The sequence below is a fragment of the Lentzea atacamensis genome (assembly GCF_003269295.1).
GTDB lineage: Bacteria > Actinomycetota > Actinomycetes > Mycobacteriales > Pseudonocardiaceae > Lentzea > Lentzea atacamensis.
This window is the reverse complement of sequence record NZ_QLTT01000002.1, coordinates 113,025-126,815: the sequence shown is the minus strand read 5'-3', so window position 1 is coordinate 126,815 and position 13,791 is coordinate 113,025. Positions and strand designations below refer to the sequence as shown.

Genomic DNA, 13,791 nt, shown 5'->3' with positions numbered 1-13,791 from the left:
AACGACCGGGAACGGCACTGCGTCAATCGCCATTCTGGCCGTTCGAGATCGCGGTCATCTCCTCGCGCGACACGACCTTCACGCGCTCACGGCCCTCGGCGGCACCCAGCGCCATCTCGTGGAGGTCGAGCTTGCGCCAGCCCTCGTTGGTCACGAACGGCACGCCGCGCTGCTCCAGGAACTGGACGATCGCGTCCGGGGAGGGCGCGCTGCGGCGGGGGAGTGCCGAGGCGTCCTCGAGGAGGCTGGTGATGGTCTCCAGCGCGTCGCCCTTGGTGTGGCCGATGAGGCCGATCGGGCCGCGCTTGATCCACCCGGTCACGTACACGCCGGGCATCGGCACCTCGTCGAGGTCCAGCACTCGGCCGGCGAGGTGCGGGATCGTGCCCGAGACGTGGTCGAACGGGATGTCGGCCAGGTGGGTGGAGAGGTAGCCGACGGCGCGGTAGACGGCCTGGACCTCCCAGTCGGTGAAGACGCCCGTGCCGCGGACGTTGCCGTCGCCGGTCAACTCCTGGGTTTCGGTGCGCAGGCCTGTGACGTGGTCGGTGCCGAGGACCTCGACCGGGGCTTCCAGGAAGTGCAGGTGCAGGCGGCGCGGGCGGGAGCCCACGTCGCGGATCGCCCATTCCTGGAGGGTCTTCACGATCATCTCGACCTGCTTGTTGGTCCTGATCGCGTGCATCGAGGCCTCGTCGAACTCGATGCCCTCGGCGTGGACGATCACCTCGACGTTCGGCGAGTGGTCGAGCTCGCGCAGTTCGAGCGGCGTGAACTTCGCCTGGGCCGGGCCGCGGCGGCCGAACACGTGCACGTCGGTGACCGGTGAGGACGCCAGGCCCTCGTACACGTTGGCGGGGATCTCGGTGACCAGGAGCTCGTCCGCGGTCTTGGCCAGGATGCGCGCGACGTCCAGCGCGACGTTGCCGACGCCCAGCACCGCGACCGAGGTGGCGGTCAGAGGCCAGGTGCGCGGCACGTCCGGGTGGCCGTCGTACCAGGACACGAAGTCCGCGGCGCCGTAGCTGCCCGGCAGGTCGATACCCGGCACGTCGAGCGGGCGGTCGGCGGACGCGCCCGTGGAGAAGATGACCGCGTCGTAGAACTGGCGCAGGTCGTCGAGCTTGAGGTCGACGCCGTACTCGACGTTGCCGAAGAAGCGGACCGATGGCTTGTCGAGCACCTTCTGCAGTGCGCCGACGATGCCCTTGATGCGGGGGTGGTCGGGTGCGACGCCGTAGCGCACGAGGCCGTAGGGCGCCGGCAGCTTCTCGAAGAGGTCGATCTGCACGTCGACGTCGGACTTGGTCAGGATGTCGGCCGCGTACACACCGGCCGGTCCAGCGCCGACGACCGCGACGCGCAAGGGGCGACTCATGACACCTATTTTAGGTTAGCCTAACCTCGTCGATGACGAGAGCTAACTCACTCGACGCGACCGACTAGGCTTCGTACATGCGCGTGCTCGTGGTCGACAACTACGACAGCTTCGTCTACAACCTCGTCCAGTACCTCGCCCAGCTCGGGGCCGAGTGCGTCGTGCGGCGCAACGACGAGGTGGACCTCGACGAGATCGCGAAGGTCGACGGGGTGCTCGTCAGCCCAGGGCCCGGTACGCCGGAGCGGGCAGGCGCGAGCATCGACGTCATCAAGCGGTGTGCCGACACCGGCAAGCCGGTCTTCGGCGTGTGTCTCGGTCATCAGGCGATCGGTGTGGTGTGGGGCGGCACGGTCGACCGCGCGCCCGAACTGCTGCACGGCAAGACGAGCATCGTCTTCCACGAGGGCAAGGGTGTGCTCGACGGCGTGCCGAAGCCGTTCATCGCGACCCGCTACCACTCGCTCACGGTGCTGCCGGAGACGATCCCCGCGGAGTTCGAGGTCACCGGCAAGACCGAGACCGGCATCGTCATGGCCATGCGGCACAAGGAGCTCCCGGTCGAGGGTGTGCAGTTCCACCCCGAGTCGGTGCTGACCGACGGCGGCCACCGGATGCTCGCCAACTGGCTCAAGGTCTGCGGCTACGAGGTTCCCGAGGCGACGGTCGCGCAGCTCGAGAACGGCATGCGCACGCTCGCCGCAGCAGCTCGCCAGTGATGAAAAGGGGCGGCTCCCCGAAGGGAAGCCGCCCCGGCAATGCACGAACCTAGGTCGTCACGATCCCGAACTTGCCGACGGTGATCGTCACCGACGCGCCCTTGGTGATCGTTGAGCCCTTGGCCGGGTTCTGCGAGAGCACGGTCTTGTCCTGGGACGGACTGTTGACCTGCTGCTGCTGAACGTTCAGGTTTCCGTTCCAGCCCAGCGACCTCAGCTTCTCCGTGGCTTCCTTCTCGGTCATCCCGGAGAGGTCCGGCATCTCGATCTGGTTGCCCTTCGACACGCGCAGCGTGACGGTCGTGTCCTTGGCCACCTTGCTGTTCCCGACGGGGTTCTGCGAGATGACCTGACCCTCTTGCTTCGCGCTGTCGACCTGCTCGATGTTCACCTTGAAGCCGGAGCCCTCGAGCGTCTGGCGGGCATCGTTCACATCACTGCCCACGACGTTCGGCACGTTCTGCTTGTCCGGTGCCTTGCCGAGCTGGATGTTGATCGTGCCGCCCTTCTTCAGCTTCAGGCCGGCCTCGGGGTTCTGCGTCGCGACCTTGCCCTGCAGCTTGGCGTCGTCGACCTCGACGGACTCGGCGCTCTGCGCGAGCTTGAAGCCGCCGGGGTCCTTGTCGATGATCGCCTGAGCCTCCTGCGGGGACTTGCCCTTCAGGTCCGGCACGGTGGCCTCACCGGGAGGCGCGCCGACGAAGATCGTGACCTGCGAACCCCTCTGCACCCGGCTGCCGTCCGGCGGGTCCGTCCTGATCACCTTGGAGATCTGGTCGGTCGTGCACGGGGCCGGTGCACCGTTCGCGCCCGGCTCGCAGGCGACGTCCTGCTGCAGCGGCACGAGGCCGGCCTTCGTGACGAGCTCCTTGGCCTCCAGGGGGCTCCGGCCGACGATCGACGGTACGGAGGACTGCTCGGTGTTCTGGCTGCCGGCCTTCATGATGTTGTTGGTGATCCAGGCGGCGAGGCCGAGCACGGCGATGCACAGGATCACCACCAGCGTGATCATGATGGCTTTCTTGCGCCTGGCGCGCCGTTCCTCTTCCTCGTCGGCGATCGGGTCGTAGTCGTCTGCCGGCTCCGACCTCAACGCCGCCGGGCGGTGTCTGCCACCACCGGACATCACCTGGGTGCGAGGAGCGCGCGCCTGCTCGTTCATCACGGCGGTGCGGTCCTCGGCCGTCATCACGGCCGGCGCGGACGGACGCTGACCCGAGAGCACGCGCACCAGGTCGGCACGCATCTCCGCCGCTGACTGGTAGCGGTTCGCCGGGCCCTTCGACATCGCCTTCAGCACGATCGCGTCGAGCTGCGGCGACACCTTCGGGTTCAGCGACGACGGCGGCTTCGGGTCCTCCCGCACGTGCTGGTACGCGACGGCGACGGGGGAGTCGCCGGTGAACGGCGGCTCGCCCGTCAGCAGCTCGAACAGCACGCAGCCGGCCGCGTAGACGTCGGAACGGGCGTCGACGGACTCACCGCGCGCCTGCTCGGGCGACAGGTACTGGGCCGTGCCGATCACCGCGGCGGTCTGGGTGACCGCGGCCTGGCCATCGTGTATCGCACGGGCGATGCCGAAGTCCATCACCTTCACGGCGCCGGACTTGGTGATCATCACGTTGGCCGGCTTCACGTCGCGGTGGACGATGCCGTGCCGGTGGCTGAAGTCGAGCGCGGCCGAGACGTCGGCCATGACCTCCATCGCGCGCTTGCCCGACAGCGGGCCCTGCGTCTTCACGATGTCGCGCAGCGTTCGCCCGTCGACGAACTCCATCACGATGTACGGCAGCGGGCCGTACTCGGTCTGCGTCTCGCCGGTGTCGTAGACGGCGACGATCGCCGGGTGGTTCAGGGCGGCGGAGTTCTGCGCTTCACGCCGGAAGCGTTCCTGGAACTGGGTGTCACGGGCGAGGTCAGCGCGCAGCACCTTGATCGCCACGTCTCTGCCGAGGCGGACGTCCCGCCCCTTGTGGACCTCGGACATGCCGCCGTACCCGAGGGTCTCACCCAGTTCGTAGCGGTTTGAGAGCAGTCGCGGAGTGCTCATCGGTGCTTCGTCCCGCTCCTCGTCGACGGTGTTCCCAACTCGGTTCTGGTCTTGCTCATGGCGCGCACGTCACCTTCACCTGCGAGCCAGCCGCCACGTCGCCTGTCGGCGCGATGGCGGTGACCCGGCACTTCTTCAGGTCGCCCGGCGCTGTGCCCTGCGGGCTCTGCACCCTGGGCTCCAAGCCGTGGTCGATCAGCTCGGTCCTGACCTCGTCGCCGGAACGACCGATGTAGTCGTCCACGTCGATCCGCTTCGCCGCGTTCCCCGGTATCCGGTCGGCGGAGTCGGGCTGCGCCTGTCCGTTCGCCGGCGGGTTCGCCGAGCTCGAGGTGATCTGCAGGCCACCTTGCCCGCTGCCGGCGTTCGGCTTCAAGGTCCACTTCCACAGGACGACCACGCCGAGCACCAGCAGCACGGTCACCAGGAGAGCGACCATAACCCAGACGACGGTCCGGTTTCTCCCGGGTGGCGTCGGCATTGGTGCGAACGTCCCGGTCTGATGCGCTGGTCGCATGCCCGGATGGGTGCCCGGACGACCTGGTCCCGTCGGATGGTGTGCCATTTGCGGCGGAACCGGGAGTGGCTGCGAAACCTGCGGAGGCGGAGGCGGCAGCGGTGCCATCTGCTGCGGCACCAGCTGGGGCATCGTGAACCCGGACGGTGTCGGCAGCGGCTGGCCCACCCGCACCGCGCTCACGGCGGCGGCGAACTCGCCACCTGTCCGGTAGCGCTGCCGGGGGTCCTTCACCAGCGTCGCCTCGATCAACGCCCGCGCACCCGGCGGCACGTCCGGTGGCAACGGTGGCGCGATGTCGCGGATGTGCATCATGGCGACGGTCACCGCGTTGTCCGACAGGTAAGGCCGGTGTCCTGCAAGGCATTCGTAACCACACACAGCCAACGAGTAAACGTCGCTCGCCGGTTCGGCCTCACCGCCAAGAGCTTGCTCCGGTGCGATGTAGTGCGCAGTTCCCATGACCATGCCGGACCGCGTCACGGGTGCCGCGTCCACGGCCTTCGCGATGCCGAAGTCGGTGATCTTCACCTTCCCCGACGGCGTGACCATGATGTTGCCCGGCTTCACGTCCCGGTGCACGAGTCCGCGCTCATGGGCCGCCTGCAGCGCGTTTCCGGTCTGCTCCAGCAGATCCAGCGTCACCTCGGCGGTCAGCCGGCCGCGGGAGATGATCGTCGCGAGCGGTTCACCCTCGACGAGCTCCATCACGAGGTACGCCGTGTCCTCCGGTCCGTCCGTGATGGACGCCGTCTCGCCGTAGTCGTGCACCGACGCGATGCCGGGGTGGTTGAGCGACGCGGTCATCCGCGCCTCGGTGCGGAAGCGGTGCAGGAACTCGGGGTCGCCGGACAGCTCGGCCTTGAGGACCTTCACGGCCACCCTGCGGTCGAGCCGCTCGTCGGCGCCTTCCCAGACCTCGCCCATGCCACCGACCGCGATCCGCCTGGTGAGGCGGTAGCGGTCGGCGAGGAGCTGGCCCGTGGTCAGCATCAGCGACCCGCCAGGTACGCGTTCATCACGGCGCGCCCGATCGGGGCGGCGACCTTGCCACCGGTGGCACCCAGACCGCGGTCGCCACCGTCCTCCACGATCACCGCGATCGCGATCTCCGGCTTCTGCGCCGGCGCGAACGCGATGTACCAGGCGTGCGGCTTGTTCTCCGACGCCTTCTCACCGTGCTCCGCGGTACCGGTCTTCGACGCCACCTGGACGTTCGACAGACGACCCTCGCCGCCGGTGTTGAGCTCCGACTGGATCATCATGTCGCGCAGCACGTTCGCGTTCGCCGTGCTCATGGCGGTGTCGACCTGGTCAGGCTCGGTCTCGTCGATCGGCTTCAGGTCCGGCCCCAGCACCTTCGACACCAGGTATGGCTGCATCCTCTTGCCGCCGTTGGCGATCGTCGCCGCGACCATCGCGTTCTGCAGCGGCGTGACGCGCACGTCGCGCTGGCCGATGCCGCTCTGGTAGAGCGCCGCCTCGTCCTGGATCGCGCCGAGGGTCGAGGTCTCGACCGCCAGCGGCACCTGGAGGTCCGAGTCGTTGAAGCCGAACTTGTTCGACTGCGTCGTCAGCTTGGACTTGCCGACCTGCGCCGCCATCTCGCCGAACGCCGTGTTGCACGACTTGGCGAGCGCGAGCTCCATCGACGCCGTCTGGCCACCGCCGCACGGCTGGCCGTTGAAGTTCGGGAACGGCGCGTTCGACGTGCCGGGCAGGTTGATCGTGCCCGCCGCGGTGTACTGGGAGTCCTTGGTCTTGCCGTCGGCGAGCGCCGCGGCCGCCACGACCACCTTGTACGTCGAGCCGGGCGGGTAGAGGCCCTGCGTCGCGCGGTTGATCAGCGGGTTGCCGTTGCCCTTGGCGGTGAGCTCCTTCCACGCCGTCTGCTGCTCCGTCCCGTCGTGGCTCGCGAGCCGGTTCGGGTCGTAGGACGGCGTGCTCACCATCGCGAGGATCTCGCCGGTGTCCGGCTTGATCGCGACGACGGAGCCGGTGAAGCCCTTCGCGGTCAGCTGGTCGTACGCGACCTGCTGCACCTTCGAGTCCAGCGTGAGCTGGACGTTGCCGCCGACCGGGTCGCGGCCGGTGATCAGCGCGGAGACCCTGCGGGCGAACAGCCGGTCGTCAGAGCCGTTAAGCAGGTCGTTCTCCGCGCGCTCCATGCCGGAGGTGCCGTAGGTGACCGACAGGTACCCCGTCACCGGCGCGTACACCGGGCCGTTGTTGTAGGTGCGCAGATACCGGAGACGGTCAGTCGTCTCCTTGACGTCCGCGATCACCGTGCCGTCGGCGACCGTGATCAGGCCGCGCTTGCGGGCGTACTCGTCGAGCAGCACCCGCCTGTTGTAGGGGTTCTTGCGCCACTCGTCGGCGTTGATCACCTGGACCCAGGTCGCGTTGCCCAGGAGCAAGATGATCATCACCATCATGGCCATGCCGACGCGGCGGAGCGGTGTGTTCATTTGGGACGCTCCACCATCACAGTGTGCTGGTCGGCGATTGCCGGTTGTTGCGGTTTCGGCTTGGGAGCCCGCTGCGGGGCCCTCGCTGCGGCAGAAATTCGCAGTAGCAACGCGACCAGGATGTAGTTCGCGAGAAGGGACGAACCACCGTAGGACAGGAACGGCGCGGTGATACCCGTCATCGGGATCAGCTTGGTGACACCGCCGACGACGATGAACACCTGGAAGCACACCGCGAAGGCCAGACCGCCGCCGAGCAGCTTGCCGAAGCTGTCGCGCACGGCGATGGCGCTGCGCAGGCCGCGCAGGGCGAAGATCATGTAGATCAGCAGCAGTGCCGCGAAACCGACGAACCCGAGCTCTTCGCCGATCACGGCGGTGATGAAGTCGGTGTTCGCCTCGGGGATCATCTCCGGGCGGCCGGCGCCGAGTCCGGCACCACCGATGCCGCCGGTCGCGAGCCCGAAGAGCGACTGGGAGATCTGGTAGCCGCCGCCGATGAGGTCGTAGCGCGAGATCGGGTCCTGCCAGTTCGCCACGCGCTGCTGCACGTGCGTGAAGAGCTTCCACGCGATGATCGCGCCACCGGTGAACAGACCGAGGCCGAGCACGACCCAGGCCGCGCGTTCGGTGGCGACGTAGAGCAGCACCAGCACGATGCCGAAGAACAGCAGCGAGGAACCGAGGTCCTTCTGCAGCACCATGACCGCGACCGTGACGCCCCACGCGGCGAACAACGGGCCGAGGTCGCGGGCGCGCGGCAGGTCCATGCCGAGGAACCGGCGACCGGCGGTGGTGAAGAGGTCCCGCTTCGACACCAGGAACGCGGCGAAGAAGACCATCAGGAGGATCTTGGCGAACTCACCCGGCTGAATGGACAGCGGGCCGATTCGCAGCCAGATCTTCGCGCCGTTGATCTCCGGCGCGATGAACCCCGGCAGCACACCGGGCAGCATCAGCGCGACCAGTCCGACGAGGCCGAACGTGTAGCCGAACCGCGCCAGCGTGCGGTGGTCCGAAAGGAACTTCAGCGTGGCCGCGAACAGCAACAACCCGATGGCGGTCCAGATGACCTGCTTGAACGCCACCGGATCCCAGGTCGAGCCGTCCGGGAAGACGGTGCCTTCCAGCGCGAGGTCGATCCGGTGGATCACCACCAGGCCCAGCCCGTTGAGCAGGGCGACGCACGGCAGGATCGCGGGGTCGGCGTAGGGCGCCCACCTGCGCACGGCGAGGTGGGCACAGGCGAAGAGACCGAGGTAGGCGAGACCGAGGTAGAGGATCCTCAGGCTCAGCGACCGCTCCTGGTTGAGTTCCACCAGGATCAGCGCCAGCGTCACGAGACCGGCTGCGAACGCGAGCATCACCAGTTCGGTGCCGCGCCGCGTCGGCGCTCGCAGTCCTGGCGACGTGCTCGTCGCCACCGACGCGCCTGGTGAGCCTTCCCCGACGGGGACGGGCGAGCCCATCAACTACGGACCCTCCCGGCATTCCACACCCGGCTTCTGCTGGGAGGGGGTGAGTGAAGGCTCGGTCGCGCCGGTCTCCGGGTTCGGCGAACCGTTCGCCGGCGGAGTGCTGGTCGGGCTCGTGGGCGTCGTCGTCGTGCTGTTCGACGTCGACGACGTGTCTTTGCACAACGGCAGCATGTGCTCCGTGCGCAGCAGCCTGACCGCGGCGCGGGCGCCGTCGATCCCGTTGTCGCTGCGGATACCCGCGGTGATGGTCTTGCGACCGGCTTCCTGCAGGTCCTTCAGCGTGATCGGGGTGCACCCCGTCGATCCCGGCGGGCACGAGTCCTCGACCTTGGACGACAGCTTGAAGCCGAGCACGGTGCCGTTGAGGCCGCGGAAGATCGCGACCTGGCCGTCCTCGGTGGCGCCGACGTAGTACTGGGTGTTGAGCCACAGCTTGCCGCCGACCGCCACGACACCGGTCAGCAGGAGCAGCACGAAGATGATCGCGAACGCCTTGATCGCGTTGCGCTTCTTGCGCTTCGGGTCCTGCGGCGGTGGCGGCGGTGCCTCCATGCGCTGCGGCATCGGCGGGCGCTGCTGCGTGAGCGCGCTCGCTCGCGACGCCGCGGAGTCCGGCGGGGTGTTGTGCTCCTCGCTGCCGTCACCGGCCGCGCCGCCGACGATCGGGTAGTCGTCGCCGAAGTCGACGTCCTCGACGTCCGCCACGATCACCGTGACGTTGTCGGGTCCGCCGCCCTTGAGCGCGAGCTCGATCATCCGGTCCGCGCAGGCCTGCGGGTCGGGGATGCGGATCGCCTCGTCCAGCGTCTCCTGCGAGACGACCCCGGACAGACCGTCCGAGCAGAGCAGGAACCTGTCGCCGGCGCGTGCCTCGCGCACGGTGAGGCTCGGCTCGAAGTCGTGGCCGGTGAGGGCACGCAGCAGCAGTGAACGCTGCGGGTGGCTCGCGGCCTCGTCCGGCGTGATCCGGCCCTCGTCGATCAACGACTGGACGAACGTGTCGTCGTGCGTGATCTGCGCGAACATGCCCTCCCTGAGGAGGTACGCGCGCGAGTCGCCGATGTGCACGAGCCCGAGCCTGTTGCCCGCGAACAGGATGGCCGTGAGCGTGGTGCCCATGCCCTCCAGGTCCGGGTCGCTCGTGACCAGTTCGGAAATGGCGCCGTTGCCGGCCGCGACCGCGTCGCGGAGCTTGCCGAGGAGGTCGTCGCCCGGCTCGTCGTCGTCGACGTGGGCCAGCGAGGCGATGACCACCTTGCTCGCGACTTCACCGGCGGCGTGGCCACCCATGCCGTCGGCGACTGCGAGCAGGCGGGGGCCCGCGTACACGGAGTCCTGGTTGTTGGAGCGAACCAGGCCCCTGTCGCTGCGGGCCGCGTATCGAAGAACCAAGGTCATGAGCGCAGCTCGATCACCGTTTTGCCAATGCGGATCGGGGTGCCGAGAGGTACTCGCAGGGGTGCGGTGACCTTGGCTCGGTCTAGGTAGGTGCCGTTCGTGGAGCCGAGGTCCTCCACGTACCAGTCGGTTCCGCGCATGGACAGCCTCGCGTGCCTGGTCGACGCGAAGTCGTCGTCCAGGACGAGAGTGGAGTCGTCAGCGCGGCCGATCAGGATCGGCCTGCCGTCGAGCGAGATGCGGGTGCCTGTCAGCGCCCCGTGGGTGACCACGAGTTGCCGAGGCGCCTTGCTTCCCCTCGCCGACTTCTCGGACCTCCGGAATCCGGGCAGACCTGACGCCCGGAGCCCTGAGGCTGCGTAGAGATCAGAGCGGACCACACGTAGGGCGGCCAGCACAAAGAGCCAGAGGAGCACGAGAAAGCCCGCTCTGGTCAGCTGCATCACCAGCTCTGGCACCGGTTGTAACCGCTCCTGCCTTGAGTTGCTTACCGACGCCCGTATCGACCTCAGCCCGCGGTGCGGAAGACCAGTGACGAGTGGCCGATGCGGACGACGTCGCCCTCCGCGAGCTGCCAAGTCTGCACTGGCGTGCCGTTCACCGTGGTGCCGTTGGTCGAACCGAGATCAGCGAGCATCGCATTCTGCCCGTCCCAGGAGATTTCCAGGTGGCGCCTGGAGACACCCGTGTCCGGGAGGCGGAAGTCGGCTTCCTGCCCACGTCCTACGACGTTTCCACCCTGCTTGAGGTTGTACGTGCGGTTGGAACCGTCGTCGAGGTGCAGGGTCGCGTTGAGCTGGCGGTTGGCGCCCTGGGTGGCCGGAGGGGCGTATCCGCCCTGGTTGTAGCCCTGGTCGTAGCCGCCGGGCTGGCCGTAGGCCGGCTGCTGGCCGTAACCCTGGTCATATCCGCCGGCCGGCTGGCCGTACCCCTGGTCGTAGCCACCGCCCTGCTGGCCGTAACCCTGGTCGTAGCCCTGCTGGCCGTACCCCTGCTGCTGGCCGTAGCCCTGGTCGTAGCCGCCGCCCTGCTGGCCGCCGCCGTAACCCTGGTCGTAGCCCTGCTGCTGGCCGTAGCCCTGGTCATAGCCCTGCTGGCCGCCGCCGTAGCCGCCGCCCTGCTGGCCGTAGCCCTGGTCGTAGCCGCCTTGCTGGCCGTAGCCCTGGTCGTACCCCTGCTGGCCGTAGCCCTGTTGCTGGCCGTAGGCCTGCTGGTCGTAGCCCTGCTGGCCGTAGCCGCCCTGACCATAAGGGTCCTGGCCGGGCTGGCCCTGTCCTTGTCCGTAGCCGGGTGGCTGGCTCATGGATCGGTCTCCTGCGGTGCGAGGTGGTGCTGACCGTCGGCTGGCCGCTTTCACGTCGGGGTCGACGGACGAGCTGGTTCGGAACTGTCCGGTGTGCAGCGCCTCGGAGCGCTCCAGGGAGACTACGACGTCACCATAGGTATCCCATCCGGACTCGGCCAGGTGCTCTCGCAGGCCCTCTGCGAGAAGCTGGGTGATGCGTAGTTCATCCTGCTCATCGCCCGCAAGACGCTCGTGGTCCTGAGGTCCGAGCAACACTTTGTAGTGGTTGGGGGCTAGCAGTCTGCCACCCGCGAGCTCACGGATGTTGCTCTCACCCTCCCGTTGCAGCGCCTGTGCCACCTCTTGGGGCACGACACTGCCGCCGAACACGCGCGCGAAGGTGTTGCCGATCAGACCTTCCAGCTTGCGCTCGAAGCGTTGCAGGCCCACGTCAACTCCTTCCGCTCGGACGGGCTCCTGTACCGATCGTATCCGGGTACGACCCGGCCTACAGGGGGCGATTAGGAACCTGGTTTGGACGCGTGCTAGTGTTCTCCACGTCTCCAGGGGCAAGTGGCGGAATGGCAGACGCGCACGGTTCAGGTCCGTGTGTCCGAAAGGACGTGGGGGTTCAACTCCCCCCTTGCCCATCGAAAGACAGATGGAACCCCTCTCGCGGAATCGCGAGAGGGGTTCTTTCGTTGATCTGCGGTATCAGATTCCTTGATCCAACAGGTGATGTCTGTCACTCGTTCGGGGGTCGGCATGTGGGCGATAGCGGCAGCGGACTTCGGCGCGGAACTCGAACTGGTGGAGCTTCCCGAGCCGGAGGCGGGCCCGAACGAGTTGAAGGTGCGCTTGTTCGCGGCGAGCGTGAACCCGTTCGACCGGAAAGTCGTCGACGGCATGCTTCGCGGTTCTGGTGAACACCGGTTCCCGTTGGTTCCGGGAACTGATGGGGCTGGTGAGGTCGTCGGTTCCGGAGAGAGGATTTTCGGCACCTTCTTCCACCGTCCCGTCGGCGTCGGTACATACGCCGAGTACGTCACAGTTCCGGCCGGGAACGCGTTGGCTCCGTTGCCGGAAGATCTCGATCCCGCCGTTGCCGCCGCATTGCCGACCGCGGGTATGACTGCGTTGCAGTTGGTCGAGTCACTGGGGTCCGCGGAATCCGTGCTGATCATCGGACCGAACGGTGGCGTCGGATCGTTCGCCGTCCAGATCGCCCGTGCGGCCGGCAAGCGGGTCATCCCCGTCGGCCGCGGTGACTCTCCCGTCGAGGCCGACGCTCTCATCGACCTCGTGAGCGCCGACCGTTCGTCGTTCGAGGCCAACGCGCGCTACGCGCCGTTGGCCTTCAACACAAACTACGTCTCCAGCGATCCGGCCCAGAACTTCGGCATGAAGGGGTCGCGAGAAACGCTCGTGCGCCTCGCGTCGATGGTGCAGGCGGGAGACCTTTCCGTGCCGATCGCCCGCCGGGTGCCGCTGCGCGAGGCGACTGACGTTTTCGCAGGTCACGGGCCTGGCAAGACAGTGATCATCATGTAGGTGGTCGTTCTGGCGCGGTGAACGGTCGACGGACGGTGACCGGCGACGCTGACCGGCTTTTCGTCCCCACGCGTAGAGCACCCACTCTGAGCAGCACTTTTGGTGCGTCCAACCGGATTAACGTCACCCAGACGGCAGCACCGTAGGACCGAACTCCCCGCGCCACTCTTCGACCGGTCACCGACCGGTCGGCGCCGTCGATCGCAGGGGGTGTGGCGACCTGGGGGCGGGCCGCGCGCTTCCTGGTACGCCTTATCCAGAGCACGAGTCGAAACGCGGCGGATCGACCGCCGCGGGTTGCGAGGAGGCACTGGCGTGAGCAGCACCCCAGCAAGGATCGCGGCACCCGGCAGCGCACAGGGACTGTCGACCACCGCGCTCCCGGTTCCGGAACTGCCCGCGTCCGTCGAGGAGTTGGCAGCCGCGGCGGCGATCCGCCTCGGCTGGCACGGCGTGGTTCTCCCCGAGATGGTCCTGATGGGCCGCAAGGTCGTCGTCGTGGCCGAGCTTCTGGCCGACGCCCACGCCGAGCGCGTGTGCGTGGGTGCGGGCCCTGAGGCCGACAAGACCACCGTCTCCACGTGGGTGTGGCCGGAGATGGAAGGCCGCGTCCCGCCGGCCGCCGTCCGCATCGTCGGCGTCCTGGCCGTCGCCCGCCACTGGCGCACCGCGCTCGCGTCCGCCGTCCCCTTCGCGCGCTACGGCAACGCCGCGGTCGTGCTGCCGGAGTCGGTCGCGTTCTCGCACGACTACCTGTCGAACTGCCTGCCGCGCGTGCGTCGCTACGGCGTCTCGGTGCTGCTGGCCGACGACGAGAAGGACCTCTCGGTCGACGTCTCCGGCCGCCAGGAGCACGTGCCCGCCGAGGACACCGCCATCACCCGCTGGGTCAACGAGCTGGTCTACGAGCAGGTGCTCGCCACCGCTTCCTGATCTACGGTCGGGGC

Annotated in this window: 11 protein-coding genes and 1 tRNA gene; 4 read left to right on the top strand and 8 right to left on the bottom strand. The window is 68.1% G+C overall.

Features of this window, described 5'->3' with window-relative positions:
- Window positions 1–22: 22 nt before the first annotated feature.
- A complete protein-coding gene (locus C8D87_RS09325; protein ID WP_109630197.1) occupies window positions 23–1,378 on the bottom strand; it encodes an FAD-dependent oxidoreductase in 1,356 nt (451 codons plus the stop codon).
- A 77-nt stretch (window positions 1,379–1,455) separates the two neighbouring features.
- Here C8D87_RS09325 and C8D87_RS09320 point away from each other — a divergent pair, with 77 nt between their 5' ends.
- Entirely contained in the window at window positions 1,456–2,097 is a 642-nt protein-coding gene (locus tag C8D87_RS09320) for an aminodeoxychorismate/anthranilate synthase component II (RefSeq protein WP_109630200.1), read from the top strand.
- 49 nt (window positions 2,098–2,146) lie between these two features.
- Here C8D87_RS09320 and pknB read toward each other — a convergent pair whose 3' ends face one another.
- Genes pknB through C8D87_RS09285 form a run of 7 tightly spaced genes read right to left on the bottom strand, consistent with a single transcriptional unit; the run spans window position 2,147 to window position 11,743 of the window.
- The gene (pknB, locus tag C8D87_RS09315; protein WP_109630203.1) at window positions 2,147–4,147 is read right to left on the bottom strand and encodes a Stk1 family PASTA domain-containing Ser/Thr kinase; all 2,001 of its coding nucleotides are present in this window, start codon (window positions 4,145–4,147) and stop codon (window positions 2,147–2,149) included.
- Between the two features lie 55 nt (window positions 4,148–4,202).
- Window positions 4,203–5,657: a serine/threonine-protein kinase gene (locus C8D87_RS09310; RefSeq protein ID WP_112226410.1), complete on the bottom strand. Its 1,455-nt coding sequence runs from the start codon at window positions 5,655–5,657 to the stop codon at window positions 4,203–4,205.
- Entirely contained in the window at window positions 5,657–7,132 is a 1,476-nt protein-coding gene (locus C8D87_RS09305) for a peptidoglycan D,D-transpeptidase FtsI family protein (protein ID WP_109630211.1), read from the bottom strand. The genes C8D87_RS09310 and C8D87_RS09305 overlap by 1 nt, the downstream gene beginning before the upstream one ends.
- Window positions 7,129–8,601: an FtsW/RodA/SpoVE family cell cycle protein gene (locus tag C8D87_RS09300; protein ID WP_109630215.1), complete on the bottom strand. Its 1,473-nt coding sequence runs from the start codon at window positions 8,599–8,601 to the stop codon at window positions 7,129–7,131. The genes C8D87_RS09305 and C8D87_RS09300 overlap by 4 nt, the downstream gene beginning before the upstream one ends.
- 3 nt (window positions 8,602–8,604) lie before the next feature.
- Entirely contained in the window at window positions 8,605–10,008 is a 1,404-nt protein-coding gene (locus tag C8D87_RS09295) for a PP2C family protein-serine/threonine phosphatase (RefSeq protein ID WP_109630218.1), read from the bottom strand.
- Window positions 10,005–10,466: an FHA domain-containing protein FhaB/FipA gene (locus C8D87_RS09290; RefSeq protein WP_030465595.1), complete on the bottom strand. Its 462-nt coding sequence runs from the start codon at window positions 10,464–10,466 to the stop codon at window positions 10,005–10,007. Before C8D87_RS09290 ends, C8D87_RS09295 begins: the two co-directional genes overlap by 4 nt.
- Window positions 10,467–10,516: 50 nt before the next feature.
- Window positions 10,517–11,743 carry an FhaA domain-containing protein gene (locus C8D87_RS09285; RefSeq protein WP_109630221.1) on the bottom strand — a complete coding sequence of 409 codons (1,227 nt, stop codon included), beginning with the start codon at window positions 11,741–11,743 and terminating at the stop codon, window positions 10,517–10,519.
- A gap of 117 nt (window positions 11,744–11,860) precedes the next feature.
- On the opposite strand from C8D87_RS09285, the gene C8D87_RS09280 reads away from it, so the two are divergent.
- The 3 genes from C8D87_RS09280 to C8D87_RS09270 all read left to right on the top strand — a co-directional run bounded on the left by C8D87_RS09280 (window position 11,861) and on the right by C8D87_RS09270 (window position 13,777).
- A tRNA-Leu gene (locus tag C8D87_RS09280) sits at window positions 11,861–11,943 on the top strand.
- A gap of 88 nt (window positions 11,944–12,031) precedes the next feature.
- Complete coding sequence (locus tag C8D87_RS09275; RefSeq protein ID WP_146771667.1) at window positions 12,032–12,844, top strand: NADP-dependent oxidoreductase; 813 nt, start codon at window positions 12,032–12,034, stop codon at window positions 12,842–12,844.
- A gap of 315 nt (window positions 12,845–13,159) precedes the next feature.
- On the top strand, window positions 13,160–13,777 hold the full coding sequence (locus C8D87_RS09270) for a hypothetical protein (RefSeq protein WP_109630231.1): 618 nt from the start codon (window positions 13,160–13,162) through the stop codon (window positions 13,775–13,777).
- Window positions 13,778–13,791 lie beyond the last annotated feature (14 nt).